The following is a 20,222-nucleotide window of genomic DNA, read 5'->3' as shown; positions in this document are numbered from 1 at the left end:
GGAAGCATGTTTGTTGTGTTTGTAAATACGCCCCACCAATCTTCTTGAAAACGAAAAACTTCGCCAATGTGGTCGTCCATAAACCGCGCCCATTTGATTTTTACAGCCCGTGTTGAAAGGCCGAGGCGATTTGCCTCGGCTATTTCAGCCTCATATTGTTCATAATCATTAAGCCCTTCTGGAGGCGTAGCGCGATCAGTACGAAGATACTCACTAATATTATCTAAAAAAGCATCCATATAGATTTTATCCAACGGATGGGCATTGAAGTGAAATCCGTCTGGATCAGCACTCGCCTCTTCCTGCATAAGCTTTTCCCATTTACGGAAAAACTCTCGTATATTCTCGTCAACCACCTCAACTTGAATGCGATTTCCGTATTCAGTCCACAATCTGTACCACACGGTGACACTCCCTTACGGCAACTTCATGAGTGGCTATTCCCACAGTGGATTACGCCTGCATTTTCTCAAAGATGACCGCCGACACTCCATCCTTTCAATTCCAAATTGGCGAATGCCAGCGCAAATGAAGGCCAATAGCTGTCGTGTTACACGACAGCCGCCTTCTCCATCAAAATCCCAATCTCCATGGCCGCTGCAATCACAGCGTCGCCCATCGGCCCACGCACCTCGTCAGGCAACGTGACAGCGGTTCGCCATGAACCGTCTGGCGCCCTGTAATTGGGAAGGGTGATTTCGGTCTTGCTGGCATCGGCGCGAACCTGCACGCCGTGGATGACCAGCGACACGCCATCAAGGATCAATTCCACATCGGCCAACGCCAGCACGCGGCCAGCATGGATAGCTGTGACCTGAAGGACGCTGATGGTGGCCGTGCTGGTTTCCATCAGCCAAAAATAGCATGGTTGGCAATGCCCACAAAAGCGAAGACCCCCGACTGCAGCAGTCGGAGGCTTCGCTGGTTAGGCCGCTTGCTTTGAGCTTGTCGGCGTTGACTGGTTGAGTGTCGTGTTACAGGACACGGGGTTGGAAGTGGTTGCCGCACTGGTCGGCGTTGGCTGGTTGAGTGTCGTGTTACACGACACAGGGTTGGAAGTGATTGCCGCACTGGTCGGCGTTGGCTGGTTGAGTGTCGTGTTACACGACAGGTTCGGGGTTGAAGGAGGCTGACTGGCCTTGCGCTTGGCATTGATGGTCAAAGTTTCAAGCTTCATCAGCAAGTTACGGACACTCGTGCCATACTTTGCCGTGAACTGATTGATCTGCGGATCGCTCATCGTCAGCTTCTCGCATTTCAAAACGTGCTTAACCAAGGGAACAAGCCGCTCAACAGGAGGAGGATCAAGCAGGTAGATTTCCGCCCGACTTTGAATTCCCCCGTACAAGTCATTGATGTGGTTGGTGGTAAAAATAAACATTGCATCGTCAATGAACCTGTCCATCACGCCCTTCAGAGCAAACTGCGCTTGCTTCGTCAACTGCTCTGCTTCATCAATGATGACAAATTTGAAGCCTTTTTTGTTCCATGAAGTGAGATGCAGAAAGTCTTCAACGTCATCAATGCATTGAATTCCACGAACCTTGCTTCCGTTGATGAAATCCACTTCGTTGTCCTCATCAACATCATCAACAACGGCCTTGGGCATCAGCCTTGCGATGGTGGTCTTGCCCGTGCCGTAAGTGCCGTAAAGAATGATGTTGTTAAAGCGACCAGCATTTTCATACGACATGATGTCAAGTTCGGTCTGCGTGTCGGGATACACGACATCGGCAAGGCACTTCGGCTTGTACTTTGTGGTAAATGCAACCATTTTTCTTTCCTCCTAGCGGCGAGTGAAGTTGTGATGGAGGGATGCCGCGACCCTCCACCACATTTGGCCTGATTTAGGCCGCGACATTGATTTCATCGTTCTCTTCGTCAGCGGTGTAGACGACATCCCACTGCTTAATCTCATCAAGCTGCTCGTCGTAGGCATCGGTCTGCGCCTGCTTTGCAGCCCTCCTGGCCTGAATTTCTTCAAGCATCTTGTCAATTTCTTCGTCATCAGTAGCCGCTTCAGTCAGAGCAGCCTCTTCCTTCTGCTTCTTTTCCCGCGCCTTGTTACTTGCCTTAGCTTCCTTCTCCTGCTGCTTGATAAGCTTCTCCCTGTTCTTGATCGCCTTCCCCACGACCGACTTAAAATTCTTTTCTTCATCGGCGACCACCTTGACGACCAGCGCCTTCGTGCGGTCGTCATCAACGTCGCCGACAAACTTGACGACGCTCAGGCTGCGGTCAGGAGCGATGTGGGCAAGGACCAGCACGTACCCAGTTTTGTCGGGAAACTTGGAACTGGGATTGATCGTGGCGATGGCGTGTTCCTTGCTCAGCTGCGCGGCGGCCTTGCTGAACGCATCTGCGCTCTTAGTCTCGGCCGTCGTGCTGTTTTCGGTCGTGCCGCCAGTCCGAATGGCCTCAATGCCACCCTTCTTATTCACCCAAGCCGCGAAATCGGCCGTCGCGTCCTTCTCGTCCTCAAGCGCGGCCTTCATGACCGTGGCGTAGGCGCTGACGCGGCGGCGGTCATTGTCCCCGAAGATCAGCTTCATCAGCTTGTTCGCGGGATGCAGCGTGGAGATGACCTTGATGTCCTTTGCGGCCAGGAGGTCGTTAACTGCATCGACCAGGAACACGTTCGCGGCCAACTGCTTGTAAACGTCAAAGCAGCGGCTGAGGATCGAGTAGAGCTTGCGGTTACTGGCAGCAAGCTCGTTGGCCTCCCAGTGCTCACGAGCAGTGATAAGCTTCTTGCAAGCAGCGGTGATGGTATTTTTGTTAGTAGTCATTTTGAAAGTTCCTTTCTTTCTGTTTAGAACGTGAACTGCGTCATCGCGTCCACAAATAGATACTATCAAAAATATGCTCGTGACGCAAATTTATGTAACTTTGTCAATACAATTACCAACTAAAAACCAAAATTATCTTACATTTGCTTGTTGATTTTTTCCGCGTGAGCATTTCTTCTTCGCCGAAATTGACTTTCCACTGCCTCGTGCAGGCAGAAAAAATTCGCTGCAATGGCCTTTTGCAGCGATTTTACAAGTCAACAGCGCCTATTTTTCAAATGCGCGGCAAAGACAGCTGATAGCAAATTAAGTCGCTGTACGGCTCTCTAAAGACCAGCAATCCGCATTCTATGCGGCCGAATTCCAAGCATTGTGTCGTGTTACACGACAGCGGTCTTTCGGTTGTCCTGTTCGGCCATCAGGCCATAGCATGTTCGTCATGTGTTCCTATTGGAGGATGTGATGATGAGTGCATTGGACAAGTTGAAGCTGAGCGAAAAGACCCGACGCGCCGTTGCGGCAACGCCTGAAGGGCGTCTGCGGCACAAACTGGTGGAGGCGATCAATCAGCAGATCGCTGCTGCGGAAGCGATGCAGAAGGGCGAGGGATTTGAAATTCGGCGCAAGCGCTGGACGAAGGACGGCGAGGGCAACAAGACCCTGCAAGACCGAATGGTAAAATTTCGCCCCTGGTATTGGCAGGAGGCCAATGGGGCGTTCATGCTGGAAGTGCGCTACGGCAACAAGATCGTGGAGATTAAGCCGAAGAAGACGGCCATTGAGATCGGCGACGTGGCGGAACTGGTGCCCACTCTGACGCTGGTACGCGACGCGGTGGTCGCTGGCGAACTGGACAAGCAGTTGGTCGCGATGAAGGGACGCTTCGGTAAGAAGCTCGCTTAAACGCCAAACAGCCCCGTACAAACGGGGCTGTTTCCATGAGTGCCGTACTGCTGGGCGCTCAAATCGGCGGCGTATACGACGCGCAAAGGGCCGAAGCGACGGCGGCCTATATATAAGGTGCGCCTGTCGTGTAACACGACACTCACTCGGGGTCTTTCGGCGGATTAATCATGTCGCTCAGCCTGAACTTCTTGCGCTTGCGCGGCGCATTGGGATCGGGCACGACCTCGGGGGCATCGGGATCAAAGGTTGGTCCCTCGGGCACATTGGCTTTGCGCAGAACCTCCGCCGCAAGCGCAGGGTTATCCCTCAAAATCGCCATCCAGGCATTTGCGTCCAACTGCACCTTGTCGTGGATGAGTTCGTGTGACCGCTGCTTCGGCTCGTCCTGCCCATAGTGCTTGCGGATCATCTCCACGCTGGTGCCCATGTTCTTCGCCAGCAGCCAAACGTCCAGCCTGCCTTTGATAAGGCGGTCAGTAGCATAGGTGTGGCGCAGGCTATATGGCGAGAACTTCACGCCATTGCGGTCGTATTCCAGCCCGACCGTCTTCAGCAGCGCCGACACGCCCTTCGCAAAGCTCAATATGGGCTTGCCTGTCTTGCGGTCGGCGAAAATCGGATCACTGGGCTTGGTCCAAAGCGAAAATGCTTTTATCTGGTTCAAAATATCCCATGTTGCCTCGCTGCTGACCGCCGTGCGCTTGCCCGTCTTTGTGTCGTCGCGGATATGAACGTGGGTTTCCCTGACCACACCAACTTCAGCCTTGTTGGTGATCAGTTCGCAATCCGCCCATGTCAGTTGCTGGTGCTCTTTCCCTGGCCGCAGTCCCGTTTCAAACATGAACGCCATGTAGGCGCAGACCATCTTGCGGTCGGCCTCCACCACCAAGCCCTTCGCGCCATCAATGTAGCTGGGCATGGCCGCAAGGATGCGCTTCCACTCCCCTTCCGTGAACGCAGGCCGACGCGCTGTTTTGCGCTGCTCGTCATCAATGTCGGGGATTTGGTCGCGCTTCACCCATCCGCGTTTACGCGCCGAATTGAAGATGGCTTTGAGGATGAAGATTTCACCCGAGCGCTGGGTTTGGGTCTTTTGCGGGCGCTTGGCTTTGATGAGCTTGCCGCCGCGCATGTATTCGCGGGAGTTGTCCTTCGCTCCTGGCCCTTCCGTCCAATATGTCAGCCGCCACAGCTTGTATGCCTCAATCTGCTCCTGCCTGATAGCGTCAATGGCCTTGCTTTCAAAGTAGGGCAGCAGATAGCGGTTTATGACCGCCTTGTTGTCCTTCATCGTCCGTTCCGTGGCCCTGTTCGTCAGAACTGCCGTTTGCAGGTCTTCCAAGTAGGCGTTGACGGCCAGTTTGAAGGTGCGGCTGCGAATGGGAATGCCACGGCGGAAATCAGCAGTCAGTTCGGCGTGCTTCTCAAGTGCGACCTCCTTGGCCTCCTCCAAGTCGCGCTTGCCTGTCGCTTTGGTCACATAGCCTTTCATGTTGCGAATTTTGTAGCGCGCCGTCCATGTCTGCGTGCCCATATATTCGCGCCGATAGAGCGCCACAGCGCCGTCGAGGATATGAACCACGTTGCCCATCAAAGCCTCGCAAACGCTCAATTTCTGCGGCGCAGCGTGGGAAAATCCGCGCTGGACAGCGTTTGAGCACTGCTAATGTACTGCTAACGGTTTTTTGACACAATGAGAGCGTCGCTGCTCATTGTTAAGTCGTTGATTTTGCTTGGGAAGCGATGGCTGGGGGACTAGGATTCGAACCTAGACTGGCGGAGTCAGAGTCCGCTGTCCTACCGTTAGACGATCCCCCACCAGTCTGGCTGGTGGTCCTCTTAAGCCCCCGGAAGACCGGGGCGACCACGAGAGGCGCACCTTCTAACACAGGCTCCCGGCGGGATCAATGGCGAAAGAGCGATGGGTCGAAATGGCGGCAAAGCGGCGGAAATCCGGGTGTTTCCGGGGGTGGGGACAGGGCGCTTCCCAGCAGCGCCCGTTTGGGGGTAACATCCGCCGCCCCGAATTTGCAGAGTTCCCGCTTTTGGCTTACGCCTCGTCGTCCCCGTCCCGCAGCGCCCCCATTTACGCCGCCCTTGATCTCGGCACCAACAATTGCCGGATGCTGGTGGCGCGCCCGCAGGGCCGCGCCTTCAAGGTGATCGACGCCTTTTCCCGCGTCACCCGCCTGGGCGAGGGTTTAAGCGCCAGCGGCGTGCTGTCCGAGACGGCCATGGCCCGCACCCTTGACGCCCTGGAGGCCTGCGCCGAGAAGATCGAGCGCAACCGGGTGGGCCGCGCCCGGCTGGTGGCCACCGAAGCCTGCCGCCGCGCCCGCAACGGCGCCGAGTTCACCGCCCGCATCACCGAGCGGACCGGCATCGTTCCCGACATCATCAGCCCCAGCGAGGAAGCCGGCCTGGCACTGGGCGGCTGCGCCTCGCTGCTCGACCCCCATGTGCCATGGGCGCTGGTCTTCGACATCGGCGGCGGCTCCACCGAGCTGGTCTGGGTGCAGAACTCGCCCCTGGGGCAGCAGGTGATGGGCATCCAGTCCATTCCCACCGGCGTGGTCACCCTGGCCGAACAATGGGCGCACGAACTGGCTTCCAACACCGGCTATGCCCGGGTGGTCGAGCGCATCGGCGCCGCCTTCCGCCCCTTCGAGGCGCTGCATGCCATCGGCGGCATGCTGGCCGGCAACATGGTGCAGATGCTGGGCACCTCGGGCACCGTCACCACCCTCGGCGCCCTGCATCTGGGGCTGGAGCGCTATGACCGTTCCCAGGTGGACGGGTTGGAGCTGGGCTTCGCCGACATCGCCGCCGTCACCCGCAAGCTGGCCTCCATGACCCACGACCAGCGCGCCGCCCATCCCTGCATCGGACCGGAGCGCGCCGACCTGGTGGTGGCGGGCTGCGCCATCCTGGAGGCGGTGTGCCGGCTGTGGCCGCTGGGCAAGCTGCGCGTCGCCGACCGCGGCGTGCGCGAAGGCGTGCTGCTGTCCATGATGCGCGAAGACGGAACCCTGGGAGCACGGAACTGATGGCAGCCACGGGAAACAAGGGGGGCGGCAAGAAGAGTTCGGGACGCACCACCGGCTCGGGTCCGGGCGGCGGCGCGCGCAATCTCACCGTCAAGGTGAAGACCGCCAAGCGGCGCAAGCTGTCCTCCACCCTGTGGCTGCAGCGCCAGCTCAACGACCCCTATGTGCACGAGGCCAAACGCCTGGGCTACCGCTCGCGCGCCGCCTTCAAGATGATCCAGCTGGACGAGCGCTTCCATATCCTCAAACCCGGCCTGCGCGTCGTCGATTTGGGCGCCGCGCCGGGCGGCTGGACCCAGGTGGCGGTGGAAAAGGTCGGCGCGCTGAAGCCCCAGGGCGGCGGCAAGGTGGTGGGCATCGACATCCTGGAATGGGACCCGCTGCCCGGCGCCATCACCCTGCAGGGCGACTTCCTGGCCGACGATGCCCCCGACCGCCTGAAGGAGGCCCTGGGCGGTCCCGCCGACGTGGTGCTGTCCGACATGGCGGCGCCTACCACCGGCCACCCCTCCACCGACCACCTGCGCATCATCGGGCTGGTGGAGGTGGCGCTGCACTTCGCGCTGGAGATCCTCACCCCCGGCGGCACCTTCGTCGCCAAGGTGTTCCAGGGCGGCACCGAGAAGACCCTGCTCGACCAGTTGAAGAAGAACTTCACCACCGTCCGCCACGCCAAGCCGCCGGCCAGTCGCCAGGGCTCGGCCGAGACCTACGTGGTGGCGACGGGCTTTCGCGGCGGCCCGCCGAGCCCCGAGGAAAATGAGGAATAGCCCTGCATACGCTGGGCTTGAGGCTGGCCTGCGAATGTGTATGATGGCGCGCCACTAACCGGACCCCACCACCGGAGGCGGCATGATCATCAAGGAAGCCCTTACATTCGACGACGTTCTGCTGGTTCCGGCGGAATCCTCCGTGCTGCCCGCGCAGGCGGATACCCGCACCCGGCTGACCAGGTCCATCGAACTGGGCATCCCCCTGCTGTCGGCGGCCATGGACACGGTGACGGAAAGCCGTCTGGCCATCGCCCTGGCCCAGGACGGCGGCATCGGCGTGATCCACAAGAACCTGGACATGGACGCCCAGGCCGCCGAGGTCCGCAAGGTCAAGAAGTTCGAGTCCGGCATGGTGGTCAACCCGCTGACCATCCACCCCGACCAGACCCTGGCCGACGCGCTGCGCCTGATGGCCGATTACAAGATTTCCGGCATCCCGGTGGTCGAGCGCGGCTCGGGCAAGCTGGTGGGCATCCTGACCAACCGCGACGTGCGCTTCGCCAACGACGCCAGCCAGCCGGTCTACGAACTGATGACCAAGGACCAGCTGGTCACCGTGCGCGAAGGCGTCGACAAGGAGGAGGCCAAGCGCCTGCTCCACCAGCACCGCATCGAGAAGCTGCTGGTGGTCGACGGCGACTACCGCTGCATCGGGCTGGTCACCGTCAAGGACATGGAAAAGGCCCAGGCCCACCCCACCGCCGCCAAGGACGAGAAGGGGCGCCTTCGGGTCGCCGCCGCTACCGGCGTGGGAACCGACGGCTTCGCCCGCGCCATGAAGCTGATCGAGGCCGAGGTGGACGTGGTGGTGGTCGATACCGCCCACGGCCACTCGCGCGGCGTCATCGACACCATCGCCGAGATCCGCAAGGCCTCGCCCTACATCCAGCTGGTCGGCGGCAACATCGCCACGCCGGAAGCCGCCCTGGCCCTGATCAAGGCCGGCGCCGACGCGGTCAAGGTGGGCATCGGACCGGGCACCATCTGCACCACCCGCATGGTGGCGGGCGTCGGCGTGCCGCAGCTTTCCGCCATCATGGAAGTGGCCGAGGTGGCTCATAAGCACGGCGTCTCGGTGATCGCCGACGGCGGCATCAAGTATTCCGGCGACATCGCCAAGGCCATCGCGGCGGGCGCCGATTGCGTGATGATCGGATCATTGTTCGCCGGCACCGAGGAAAGCCCCGGCGAGGTGTTCCTGTTCCAGGGCCGCTCGTACAAATCCTATCGCGGCATGGGCTCCATCGGCGCCATGGCGCGCGGCTCGGCCGACCGCTACTTCCAGGCGGAAGTGGGCGACAAGCTGAAGCTGGTGCCCGAGGGCGTCGAGGGCCGCGTCCCCTACAAGGGTCCGGTCAGCACCGTCATCCACCAGATGATCGGCGGCCTGCGCGCCGGCATGGGCTATACCGGCAACGGCACCATCAAGGAGATGCAGACCCGCTGCACCTTCCGCCGCATCACCTCGGCGGGCTTGCGCGAAAGCCACGTTCACGACGTGGCCATCACCAAGGAAGCGCCGAACTACAAGACCGACTGAGGAGATGCGGGCGTCCCGCCCGCATCTCCTACTCCTCCGGCCGGAAGGCCTCGGCGGGATCGTCGCCGGGGAATTTGAGCAGGCTGGCCAGCACCGGGCTCATGGGGAAATCCAGGGCGGCGTTGACCGGCGGAATGGGGGACTGGAACCACCGGGCGTACAGCCGCCCCACCTCGCCCGAAGCCATCATCTCCTTGACCGTCCGGTCCACCAGCGCCTTGAAGGCGGGATCGTTCCTGCGCAGCATGATGGCGATGGGCTCGGTGTTCAGGGTCTGGGGCAGGATCTCGTAATCCTTGGGCGACGCCGCGTTGGCGATCAGTCCGGCCAGCAGGTTGTCGTCCATGACGAAGGCGGCGGCCTGATCGCTTTCCAGCATCCTGAACGATTCGGCGTGATCGTTGCCGAACAGTTCGGTCACCTTGACGTCGCGGCCCTGGAGACGCGCCTTGAGCAACTGCACGCTGGTGCTGCCGGCGGTGGTCACCACCGCCTTGCCGTCCAGTTGGACCAGCCGGGCGATATGGCTGGCCTTCTTCACCGCGATGCGCACCGAGGCCACGTAGGTGGTCGGCGCGAAGGCCACCAACGCCTGGCGCGCCGCGTTGTTGGTGGTCGAACCGCATTCCAGGTCGATGCCGCCCTCCACCATGCGGGGGATACGGGTCCTGGAGGTCACCACCTCGGTGCGCACCTCCAGGGCGGGAAGGCCGAGCTGGGTCTTCACCGCCTCGGCGACGCGGCGGCAGATGTCCACGTGATAGCCCACCGGCTGCTTCGTCCCGTCGAGATAGGACAGCGGATACGACGCCTCGCGCACCCCCAGCACCATGACGCCGGAGGCCTTGATCTTGTCCAGGGTGGGTTCCGGGCCGGCCTGGGCGGCGGCGGGCGCCAGGGCAAGAGCCAACAGCAGCAAAGCGCGGATCACGGTCACCTCGACTTATTCCAATGACATCAATCGGCGAAAACTAGACACCCGCTCCGCCATCCCTGTCAACGCAACCTCCTGTCCAGGGTGGCATGCGGGGCTTGCGGTGGCCGGGGATTTGCAGCATCTATGCGACCATGACTCCCGCCGCACGCCTTCAGGCCGCCATCGAGGTGCTTTCCGAAATCGAGAAGTCGGCCAAGCCGGCCGATTCGGTGGCATCGCTCTATTTCAAGCAGCGCCGCTATATCGGCGCCAAGGACCGCCGCGCCGTGGCCGAGACGGTCTGGCGGGTGCTGCGCCGCCGGGCCCGCCTCGACTGGTGGCTGGAGCATCTGGACCATCCCGAGCGCCCCAACGCCGAGGGCAAGGGCGGTTCGCGGGCCCGCGTGCTGGCCGACATGATCTTCGAAGGCATCGTGCCGGAACCCGATCTGTTCCGCGGGCCGCATTCTGCCTATCCGCCCGAGCCGCCCGAACGCCGGGTGCTGGACATGCTGGCCGGGCAGAAGAGCCTGTTCCACCGCGACATGCCGCCCCATGTGAAGGGCGAATATCCCGAGTGGCTGACGCCGCGCCTGACGGCGCTGTTCGGCGACCGCCTGGATGCCGAGATGGGCGCCATGCGCGACGAGGCGCCGCTGGACCTGCGGGTCAATACCCTGAAGGCGACGCGGGAGGAGGCCGTCCGCGCCCTGGCCAAGGAAGGCATCAAGGCCGAGCCCACCGCCTTGTCGCCGCTCGGCCTGCGCCTTTACGCCCGCGTGCCGCTGGTCCAGGTCCAGGCCTGGCGCAACGGCCTGATCGAGGTCCAGGACGAGGGCTCGCAACTGGTGGCCCTGCTCACCGACCCCAAGCCGGGCCAGGCGGTGGTGGATTACTGCGCCGGGGCCGGCGGCAAGACCCTGGCCCTGGCCGCCGCTATGCAGAACAAGGGCCGCCTGGTGGCCTGCGACGTGGCCGAATGGCGGGTGGACCGCGCCCAGGACCGTCTGCGCCGCGCCGGCGTGCACAACGTCACCCGCCGGGTGATCGAAGGCGAGTCCGACAAGTGGATCAAGCGCTCGGCCGGCTCGTTCGACCGGGTGCTGGTGGACGCGCCGTGCACCGGCACCGGCACCTGGCGCCGCAACCCCGACGCCAAGTGGCAGCTGGGCGAGACCGATCTGCAGGAACTGGTGGTCCGCCAGGGCGCCATCCTGGACAGCGCGGCGCGCCTGACCAAGCCGGGCGGCCGGCTGGTCTACGCCACCTGCTCCATCATGCGCGAAGAGAACGAGGAGCGCATCGAGGCCTTCCTCGCCGCCCATCCCGACTACCGTCCGGTTCCCGTCCCGGAATTGTGGGCCGGGCTGACGGACACGCCGTGCCCGGTTCCCGGCCCCTGGCTGCGGCTGTCGCCGCAGGCCCACGGCACCGACGGCTTCTTCGCCGCCGTGCTGGAGAAGGCATCCGCATAAGAAAAGGCCGGTTCCCGAGGGAACCGGCCCAAAGTCTTAAGCGGGAGGCAGTACGCGAAAACAGGAACTCAGCGGCGGAAGGCCAGATCGGCCCTTTCCCGGTGGTCCAGCATGGCCAGTTCCCGGTCGAGCCGGCGGGCGGCCAAAATGCCCTGAACCTTGGCGACGACGCGGCGAGCGGTCTCGGCCAGGCGGAAGTCGATGTCGAAGGTGGCGGTCTGGGTGAGCTGATGCAGGGTCATGGCGGGAACCTCTGTCCTGGGTGATTTCTCTCTTGCCCTCACCTTACGGCCGCCCTCCGGCGGCGAGAATCGCCCAATTCGCATGGGCCGATGCAAAAACGGCATACCGGTACCGAATTACCTAAATAGCCCCACAAAACTTGTCCTTATTCCAACCCGCAACTGTCGCCGCCCGCCATTTAATGAAGTTTTATGGAATCCCGGGCGATAAAGAGGAGTTCCAACGTAAGGCCGGCAGAACCGCCGGCTGTTTTCAGAGCCCTCCAGCATGAACCGGACAAGAATAGTCGTAACGGGTGGAGCGGGGTTCGTCGGCTCGAATATCGCCATGGCGCTGAAGCGCGATCTGGGCGATGCCGAGGTGGTGGCCTTCGACAATCTCAAGCGCCGCGGCAGCGAACTCACCCTGGGCCGCCTGCGCGACGGCGGCGTGCGCTTCGAGCACGGCGACGTGCGCTGCGCCGAGGACCTGGGCTCGCTGGGCCCCACCGACCTGGTGATCGAGTGTTCCGCCGAGCCCAGCGTCCATGCCGGCTATGACGGCAACCCCGCCTATGTGGTCAACACCAACCTGCTGGGCACGATCAACTGCCTGGAATACGCAAGGCGCCACGGCGCCGCCATGGTGTTCCTGTCCACCAGCCGGGTCTATCCCATCGCCTCCCTGCGCGCCATTCCCCTGGAGGAAAAGGACGAACGGCTGGTCATTCCGCCGGGCGCCGCCGGGCCGGGTTGGTCCGAGGCGGGCATCGGCACCGACTTTCCCCTGTCAGGCAGCCGTTCCATCTACGGCGCCACCAAGCTGGCCTCGGAACTGCTGATCGAGGAATACCGCGCCCTTTACGGCCTCAAGGTGGTGATCAACCGCTGCGGCGTGCTGACCGGCCCCTGGCAGATGGGCAAGGTGGACCAGGGCGTCATCGTCTTGTGGATGGCCCGGCACGTCTTCGGCGGTCCGCTGGGCTACATGGGATTCGGCGGCCACGGCAAGCAGGTGCGCGACCTCCTGCACGTGGACGACCTCTACGACCTGGTCCGCCTGCAGGTCGCCGACCTGGAGCGCTTCTCCCAGGGAGTGTTCAACGTGGGCGGCGGCCACGGCGTGTCCATCTCCTTGCGCGAGCTGACCAATCATTGCCGCCGCATCGCGGGACGGGAGGTGGCGCTGGGCTCCGACCCCCAGACCCGCGACGCCGACGTCCCCTATTACATTACCGACAATTCGGCCATCACCGCCGCCAGCGGCTGGGCACCCCGCCGGAGCGTGGAGATGGTCCTGGGCGACATCCACGCCTGGCTTCTGGAAAACCGGGCCATGCTGGCCCCCATGTTCGCCTGAGCGGACCGGAGAGGATACGGGAGGGATCATGAGCGTCGTCATCATCACCGGCTCGGGAGGGCTGATCGGCGCCGAGGCGGCCCGCTTCTTCGGCCGCCGGGGCATGAGCGTGGTCGGCATCGACAACGACATGCGCCGCTACTTCTTCGGCGAGAGCGCCAGCACCGCCTGGGCGCGGGCCGAGCTGGAACGGACCCTGGGCGACTACACCCACGCCGAGGCCGACATCCGCGATGCCGGCGCCATCGACGCCATCTTCGCCCGCTACGGCAAGGCCGTCACGGCGGTGATCCACACCGCCGCCCAGCCCTCCCACGACTGGGCGGCCAAGGAGCCGCAGGTGGACTTCACCGTCAACGCCAACGGCACCCTGGTGCTGCTGGAAGCCGCCCGCAAGCATTGCCCCGACGCCTGCTTCATCCATTGCAGCACCAACAAGGTCTACGGCGACACGCCCAACCACCTGCCGCTGATCGAGCAGGAGACCCGCTGGGAGCTTGACCCCACCCATCCCTGGGCCCGGCACGGCATCGACGAGACCATGTCCATCGATGCCTGCACCCATTCGCTGTTCGGGGTGTCCAAGGTGGCCGGCGACCTGCTGGTGCAGGAATACGGCCGCTATTTCGGCATGAAGACCGCCTGCTTCCGCGGCGGCTGCCTGACCGGCCCGGGACATTCCGGCGCCCAGCTGCACGGCTTCCTGTCCTATCTGGTCAAGTGCGCCGTCACCGGCGATCCCTATACGGTGTTCGGCTACAAGGGCAAGCAGGTCCGCGACAACATCCACTCCGCCGATCTGGTCAGCGCCTTCTGGCATGTGGTCCAGGCCCCCAAGTCCGGCGCCGTCTACAACATGGGCGGGGCGCGCCACTCCAATTGCTCCATGCTCGAAGCCATCGCCATGTGCGAGGAGCTGACCGGGCGCCCCATGAACTGGTCCTATTCCGACGCCAACCGCATCGGCGACCATATCTGGTGGATCAGCAGCGTCGAGCGCTTCCGCGCCGACTACCCCGGATGGACCTTCACCTACGATATCCGCCGCATCCTGGCGGAAATCCATGACGCCATGGCGGAACGGACCCAGCGCACGCAAAGGAAGGCCTGATGTTCGCCTATATCGACACGGCGCTGTGGAACAACCTGGGGCACCACGCCAACTCGGCGCGCCACATCTCGACCGAACTGCGGGGGCGCGGCATTCCCTGCGCGGTGCTCGGCCATGTGGATATCGAGGCCGGGCTGAAGGATGAGCTGTTCGCCACCCCCTGGTTCCGCTGCCACACCTACGGCAGCTACGACCAGGACCCGGTCTGCGGCTGGCTGACCAACTTCGAGATCGTTTCCCGCACCCTGGCCGAGGATCTGGGGCGCATCCAGGGGATTTCCCGCGCCGACACCCTCTACGTCAATTCCATCCAGCCGCCCCAGTTCATGGGCGTGGTGCGCTGGGCCCAGTCCATCCCCGAGGACCAGCGCCCGACGGTGATCATGGAATTCGGCACCGATCCCGGGCTGCAGGCCGTCGACACCCCCGAGGGCCTGCGCTTCCACCCCATGGACACGCGGGTGGATTCGCGCGCCGTGCTGCTGCGCTACACCGCCCGCCACCTGACCGAGGCCGACCGCAACTGGCTGCGCCTCGCCACCTTCGACGCCCAGTCCTCATCCATCTTCCAGATGCTGCTGGACTTTCCCGTCGGCACCCTGCCGCTGCCGCAGCAGGCGGTGACCTCGTGCCGCGACCGCAGCGGGCGGCGCCCCGTCACCGTCGGCATCCTGGGCCATCAGCGCGGCGAGAAGGGCTTCGACAAGGTTCCCGCCCTGGTCGCCCGCCTGCTGGCCGAGCGCGACGACATCCGGGTGCTGGTCCACAACGGCTGGCCCGAGGGCATGGTGGCACAGCAGCAGGAGCTGCGGACCATCGCCGCCGCCGATTCCCGCCTGATCCTCGACGAGCGCACCGCCGACGCGGTGCTGTGGGCCGCCCTGCTGGAGCAGTCGGACCTGATCGTCTGCCCCTACAACCGCAACCGCTTCATCTCGTCCTATTCCGCCGTGGCCAGCGAGGCCATGGCCAACGCCATCCCCGTCGTGGTCCCCGAAGGCACGACAATGCACGCGGTGATCCGTGAATTCGGCGAACCAGGCACAATATTCAGGGAGGAGAGCGTCGAGGGCATCCTGGCCGCGACCAATGCCGCCCTCGACGATTTCGACCGGCTGGCCGGTTTGGCCCGGCAGGCTTCCATCCGGTGGGGGGAAACGCGCGGCGCCAGATGCCTCGTGGACACCTTGCTGTCCTGGCAGGCGCCATCTTGAAGAAGGACTAGGTCCATGAAGGTTCTGTTCAGCAATCCCCCGTGGTGGCAGGGCCAGGCGCTCTACCCCATGCCCGACGGCTCCCAGCGGCTGGTGCACCGCGCCGGCGTCCGCGCCGGGTCGCGTTGGCCGTTCACCTTCTTCCTCGGCCACGGGCCCGACGAATACCAGTTCGGCTCGTACCTGCCCTATCCCTACTTCCTGGGCCACGCGGCGACATGGGCCAACCGCGAGTTGGGCGGCAACGTGACGTTCCGCGATTCCATCGCCCTGCGGGAATCCTACGACAAGTACTACGAGTTCCTCGACGCCGAGCGCTTCGAATACATCGTCATCGAATCCGCCTCGCCCAGTTGGGAACACGACAAGCAGGTGATCGGCGAGATCGCGCGCCGCCTGCCCCACACCCGCTTCATCATCACCGGCCCCATCACCAGCCACGGCGAGGCCCTGCTGGACGAGGCCCCCAACATCCAGGCCACCGTGCGCGGCGAGTACGAGAAGGGGGTGATCAAGGCGGTCAACGGCGCCAACGGCGTGGTGGATTTCGACCTGCTGAGCGTGGCCGAGATGAATTCCGCCCCGTTCCCCTATTTCGACAGCGTCATCGCCCATCGCTATTGCGACACCAATCCGCGCGGCCAGCAATTCCCGCAGGCCCAGGTGCTGTCCAGCCGCGGCTGCCCCTATAAGTGCATCTTTTGCGTGTGGCCAGCCACCATGACCTCCAACGACCCGGACGGCGGCGGCAAGCGCATCGTGCGCCAGTACGGCGCCGATTACATGGAGGCCTTCCTGACCGAACTGGTGCAGAAATACGGCTTCCGCTCCATCTATTTCGACGACGACACCTTCAACCTGGGCGATCGCCACGTGGAGAAGATGTGCGCCGTGATGCGCAAGATCGGCGTGCCGTGGTCGGCCATGTGCCGCGCCGACACCTCCAGCTTCCACCTGTGGCAGGAGATGAAGGACAGCGGCTGCTTCGGGGTCAAGATCGGCTTCGAAAGCGGCAACCAGGAGGTGGTGGACAACATCGTCAACAAGCGCCTCGACCTGGAGGAGGCCCGCAAGGCCGCCTTCGAGATCAAGCGGGTGGGCATGACCCTCCACGGCACCTTCACCTTCGGCCTGCCCGGCGAAACCGCCGAGCAGATGCAGGATACCGAGAACTACATGGCCACCCTGCCGCTGGATTCGTGCCAGAAATCCGGCTGCGCCGAGATCGAGGGGGCGCCGCTCCACACCCTGGGCCGCGTCGCCAATCTCAAGTCGTATCCCGGCGCCAAGCTGGACGAAAACTACAGCCGTGAAACCGACGGCCAGATGAAAATCGAGAAAATGAGATCCCTACAGGCTTAACCCGACATACTCACTTCCGGGGCTCGGCGGCCGCAGACCTAAAGTATGCATCCCTGCGCCGCTAGCCGCGGAATCCGGGCGATTCCAATGAGATCGGACCGCGGGGCCGGCTATAAATTCATTGCTTGTGGGCCTGCATTTTGGTAGTTAATTAACCTGAGTGCCAATATGTTTTAAGCGAGCGGGCGTCCGAAGCGGCGCGTAAATCTCCAGAAAGGGGGTAGCCGTGGTTTCTTCAGTCACCTTCATAGCCGCGACTCTGATTCCGACGCTGTCCACGACCAGCATCGCGAATTGGGAAACCACGGACATAGCGGCGCTGGCCTCCACCCAGCTCCAGGCGCTCACGGTTACCCAGATCCAGGCTCTGGAAACCACCGACATCGCGGCACTGTCCACGACGCAGCTCAGCGTGCTGAGCTCGACGCAGGTCGCCGCCTTCAACAACACCCAGATCGTCTTCGACGCGGCCCAGCTCGGCGTGCTCAACGCCTCGCAGCTCGGCGCCTTCTCCACGTCGGACATTGCGGCACTGTCCACCACCGCCGTCAGCGGCCTGACCACCACCCAGGTCGCCAATCTGGCGCCCACCCTGCTGGATTCCCTCGAGACCACCGACCTCGCGGTCCTCAACACCACCCAGATTTCCGCCTTCAGGGTCACTCAGCTCGCCGCCTTCTCCACCACCAACATCAACGCGCTCTCCACCACCTCGCTGGCCGGATTGAGCGCGGCCCAGGCCACCGGCCTGACCGCCACCCAGATCGCCGCGCTCTCCACCACCAACGCCGCCTCGCTGTCCACCACCGGGCTGAACGGCCTGACCGCCACCCAGTTGGGCAACTTCACCACCACCCAGCTGGCCAATCTGACCACCAGCCAGCTGAGCGGGCTGAGCGCCACCCAGGTCTCGCGGCTGAACACCACCTCGCTCAACGCGCTGACCACCACCGGGCTGGCCGGCCTGACCAGCACCCAGACCCGGAGTCTGACCTCGACCCAGGTGGGCGGGCTGACCACCACCAACCTGAACGCGCTGGAAACCACCGACATCGCGGCGCTGGCCACCACCTCGCTCAGCGGGTTGACCACCACCCAGACCGGCGCGCTGACCACCACCTCGCTCGGCGCCCTGACCACCGCCGAGATCGGCTCCCTGACGGCGACGCTGCTGAACGCGCTGACCACCACCAACGCGGCGGCGCTGACCTCCACCCAGATCATCGGCCTGAATTCCGCCCTGCTGGCCGGGCTGTCCACCACCAACCTGACGGCGCTGGCCACCACCACCCTGGCGGCGGTGACCACCGTCCAGCTGCGCGGCCTGACCACCACCCAGGCGGCGACGCTGAGCTCGACCCAGGTGACCGCGCTGACCTCGACCCAGGTCGGCGCCCTGACCGGCACGGCGATCAACGCGCTGACCACCACCGCGCTGAACACCCTCAGCACCACCCAGCTGGGCACCATCAGCACCACCCAGGTGGCGACGCTGACCACCACCACGCTCAACGCGTTGCGGACCACCAGCGTGGCTGGCCTGACCCGGACCCAGGTGGGCGGCCTGACCGCCACCCAGCTCACCGGCCTGACCACCACCCAGGTCAACGCCTTCGAGACCACCGACATCGCCGCCCTGACCACCACCCAGGTGGCGAGTCTGACCACCACCCAGCTGGCGACGCTGACCTCGACCCTGGCGAGCGCCCTGACCGTCACCGAGGTCAAGGCCCTGAGCGCCACCCAGCTGGCGGCGCTGGCCACCACGGCCGCCGCGGAACTGAGCACCACCCAGGCGGCGGCCTTCACCACCACCCAGGTCGCCGGCCTGTCCACCTCCACCCTCAATGCCCTGTCCACCTCGGCCATCGCGGGCCTGAGCGCCGTCCAGGTCCAGAATCTGACCTCGGCCCTGGTCGCCGGCCTGACCACCACCGCCCTGGGCGCCCTGCAATCCACCGATCTGGCGGCGCTGTCCACCACCGCGCTGAACGGCCTGACCACCACCAACGCCAACGCGCTGACCACCACCCAGGCGCGGGCGCTGACCGCCGCCCAGGTGTCGTCGCTGACCACCAGCAACATCAACGCGCTGTCCACCACCAACGCGGCGGAACTGACCGTCACCCAGGTCCGGGCGCTGACCACCACCCAGGTCGCCGGCCTGACGACCACCCAGCTCAACGCGCTGGAAACCACCGACGTCGCCGTCCTGAGCAACACTCAGATCCAGTCGCTGAGCACCACCCAGGTGGCGGCGCTGACCTCCACCAACGCCTCGGCGCTGACCGCCACCGAAATCCGCGCCCTGACCTCCACCCAGCTCAACGCCCTGACCACCACCAACGCGGCGGAGCTCTCCACCACCCAGGTGGCGTCGCTGACCACCACCCAGCTGACCGGCCTCAGCACCACCAACCTCAACGCCCTGGCCACCACCAGCCTGGCCGGCCTGACCCTCACCCAGGCCAGGACGCTGACCACCACCCAGTTGGCCGCCCTGTCCACCACCCAGCTGGACGCCCTGCAGACCACCGATCTGGCGGGCCTGACGGCGACGCAGCTCAACGCGCTCTCCACCACCAATCTGGCCGCCCTGTCCACCACCCAGGTGGCGGCGTTGACCGCCACCCAGATCAGCGGCCTCAACACCACCCAGCTGAACGCGCTGGAAACCACCGACATCGCCGCGCTGGCCTCCACCCAGCTGCGCACCGTCACCGCCACCCAGGTCGGCGGGCTGTCCACCACCCAGCTCAATGCCTTCGAGACCACCGACATCGCGGCGCTCTCCGCCACCCAGGTCGGCGGACTGACCACCACCCAGGTGACGGCGCTGACCACCACCCAGGTGGGCGCGCTGACCGCCACCGAGGCCAAGGCGCTCTCCACCACCCAGGTCAACGCCCTGACCACCACCAACGTGGCCGAGCTGTCCACCACCCAGATCCGCCTCCTGACCACCACCCAGGTGGCCGGGCTCTCCACCACCGTGCTGAACGCACTGTCGACCACCACGGTGGCCGGCCTGAACCTCACCCAGGCCCGGAGTCTGACCACCACCCAGGTGGCGGCGCTGACCACCACCCAGGTGTCGTCGCTGACCACCACCGAGCTGGGTGCGCTGACCGCCACGGTGTTCAACTCCCTGACCACCACCAACGTGGCCGAGCTGTCCACCACCCAGCAGGACGTGCTGTCGGCCACCCTGATCAGGGGCCTGTCCACCACCGCCCTGAATGCCCTGCAAACCACCGATATCGCGGAACTGTCGGTCACCCAGGTCCGCAACCTGACCACCACGCAGCTCGGCGGCCTGACCACCACCACGCTGAACGCGCTGGAGACCACCGACATCGCGGCGCTCTCCGCCACCCAGGTGGGCGGACTGACCACCACCCAGGTGGCGGCGCTGACCACCACCAACCTGGGCGCGCTGACCGTCACCGAGACCAAGGCGCTGACCGCCACCCAGCTGAACGCGCTGACCACCACCAACGCGGCGGAA

General features: G+C 63.9%; 17 protein-coding genes and 1 tRNA gene. 10 read left to right on the top strand and 8 right to left on the bottom strand.

Annotated elements, in window-relative coordinates:
* The 4 genes from H261_RS24940 to H261_RS19285 form a co-directional block, all read right to left on the bottom strand.
* A partial coding sequence (locus H261_RS24940) for a hypothetical protein (RefSeq protein ID WP_152426981.1) occupies positions 1-404 on the bottom strand: 404 nt, incomplete at its 3' end.
* A gap of 146 nt (positions 405-550) precedes the next feature.
* Positions 551-850, bottom strand: a complete 300-nt coding sequence (locus H261_RS19295; RefSeq protein ID WP_008620885.1) for a hypothetical protein — start codon at positions 848-850, stop codon at positions 551-553.
* Between the two features lie 75 nt (positions 851-925).
* Entirely contained in the window at positions 926-1,774 is an 849-nt protein-coding gene (locus tag H261_RS19290) for an AAA family ATPase (protein WP_008620882.1), read from the bottom strand.
* Positions 1,775-1,847: 73 nt separating this feature from the next.
* Positions 1,848-2,789, bottom strand: coding sequence for a hypothetical protein (locus H261_RS19285; RefSeq protein ID WP_008620880.1), 942 nt, complete (start codon positions 2,787-2,789; stop codon positions 1,848-1,850).
* A 462-nt stretch (positions 2,790-3,251) separates the two neighbouring features.
* Between H261_RS19285 and H261_RS19280 the strand changes: the two genes are divergently transcribed.
* Positions 3,252-3,692, top strand: coding sequence for a DUF6641 family protein (locus H261_RS19280; RefSeq protein WP_008620878.1), 441 nt, complete (start codon positions 3,252-3,254; stop codon positions 3,690-3,692).
* Between the two features lie 142 nt (positions 3,693-3,834).
* Here the strand turns inward: H261_RS19280 and H261_RS19275 are convergent, their stop codons facing one another.
* Together H261_RS19275 and H261_RS19270 are read right to left on the bottom strand one after the other, a co-directional pair.
* Positions 3,835-5,286, bottom strand: coding sequence for a tyrosine-type recombinase/integrase (locus H261_RS19275; RefSeq protein ID WP_008620876.1), 1,452 nt, complete (start codon positions 5,284-5,286; stop codon positions 3,835-3,837).
* Positions 5,287-5,439: 153 nt separating this feature from the next.
* A tRNA-Gln gene (locus H261_RS19270) sits at positions 5,440-5,513 on the bottom strand.
* A gap of 227 nt (positions 5,514-5,740) precedes the next feature.
* Between H261_RS19270 and H261_RS19265 the strand changes: the two genes are divergently transcribed.
* The 3 genes from H261_RS19265 (at position 5,741) to guaB (ending at position 9,055) form a co-directional block, all read left to right on the top strand.
* Positions 5,741-6,742 carry a Ppx/GppA phosphatase family protein gene (locus H261_RS19265; protein ID WP_235062987.1) on the top strand — a complete coding sequence of 334 codons (1,002 nt, stop codon included), beginning with the start codon at positions 5,741-5,743 and terminating at the stop codon, positions 6,740-6,742.
* Positions 6,742-7,512, top strand: a complete 771-nt coding sequence (locus H261_RS19260) for an RlmE family RNA methyltransferase (protein ID WP_008620874.1) — start codon at positions 6,742-6,744, stop codon at positions 7,510-7,512. Before H261_RS19265 ends, H261_RS19260 begins: the two co-directional genes overlap by 1 nt.
* An 82-nt stretch (positions 7,513-7,594) precedes the next feature.
* Positions 7,595-9,055, top strand: coding sequence for an IMP dehydrogenase (gene guaB / locus H261_RS19255; protein ID WP_008620873.1), 1,461 nt, complete (start codon positions 7,595-7,597; stop codon positions 9,053-9,055).
* Positions 9,056-9,083: 28 nt separating this feature from the next.
* Here guaB and H261_RS19250 read toward each other — a convergent pair whose 3' ends face one another.
* Positions 9,084-9,992: an amino acid ABC transporter substrate-binding protein gene (locus H261_RS19250; RefSeq protein WP_008620872.1), complete on the bottom strand. Its 909-nt coding sequence runs from the start codon at positions 9,990-9,992 to the stop codon at positions 9,084-9,086.
* A gap of 131 nt (positions 9,993-10,123) precedes the next feature.
* Between H261_RS19250 and H261_RS19245 the strand changes: the two genes are divergently transcribed.
* Positions 10,124-11,446 (top strand): RsmB/NOP family class I SAM-dependent RNA methyltransferase, encoded by a 1,323-nt coding sequence (locus tag H261_RS19245; RefSeq protein ID WP_008620871.1) that lies wholly within the window; start codon positions 10,124-10,126, stop codon positions 11,444-11,446.
* 68 nt (positions 11,447-11,514) lie between these two features.
* On the opposite strand, the gene H261_RS25855 is transcribed toward H261_RS19245, so the two are convergent.
* Positions 11,515-11,688, bottom strand: a complete 174-nt coding sequence (locus tag H261_RS25855; protein WP_008620869.1) for a hypothetical protein — start codon at positions 11,686-11,688, stop codon at positions 11,515-11,517.
* A gap of 268 nt (positions 11,689-11,956) precedes the next feature.
* Between H261_RS25855 and H261_RS19240 the strand changes: the two genes are divergently transcribed.
* From H261_RS19240 to H261_RS26550, 5 genes are all read left to right on the top strand, one after another.
* A complete protein-coding gene (locus tag H261_RS19240; protein WP_040476903.1) occupies positions 11,957-13,027 on the top strand; it encodes an NAD-dependent epimerase/dehydratase family protein in 1,071 nt (356 codons plus the stop codon).
* A gap of 28 nt (positions 13,028-13,055) precedes the next feature.
* The gene (locus H261_RS19235; protein ID WP_008620866.1) at positions 13,056-14,138 is read left to right on the top strand and encodes an NAD-dependent epimerase/dehydratase family protein; all 1,083 of its coding nucleotides are present in this window, start codon (positions 13,056-13,058) and stop codon (positions 14,136-14,138) included.
* The gene (locus H261_RS19230) at positions 14,138-15,352 is read left to right on the top strand and encodes a glycosyltransferase family protein (RefSeq protein ID WP_008620865.1); all 1,215 of its coding nucleotides are present in this window, start codon (positions 14,138-14,140) and stop codon (positions 15,350-15,352) included. The genes H261_RS19235 and H261_RS19230 overlap by 1 nt, the downstream gene beginning before the upstream one ends.
* A 15-nt stretch (positions 15,353-15,367) precedes the next feature.
* Positions 15,368-16,714: a B12-binding domain-containing radical SAM protein gene (locus tag H261_RS19225; protein WP_008620864.1), complete on the top strand. Its 1,347-nt coding sequence runs from the start codon at positions 15,368-15,370 to the stop codon at positions 16,712-16,714.
* A gap of 226 nt (positions 16,715-16,940) precedes the next feature.
* Positions 16,941-20,222 (top strand): beta strand repeat-containing protein (locus H261_RS26550; RefSeq protein WP_200860277.1); only part of this gene is annotated, 3,282 nt, incomplete at its 3' end.

It is taken from the genome of Paramagnetospirillum caucaseum, assembly GCF_000342045.1.
GTDB lineage: Bacteria > Pseudomonadota > Alphaproteobacteria > Rhodospirillales > Magnetospirillaceae > Phaeospirillum > Phaeospirillum caucaseum.
This window is presented reverse-complemented; position numbering and strand designations above follow the sequence as displayed.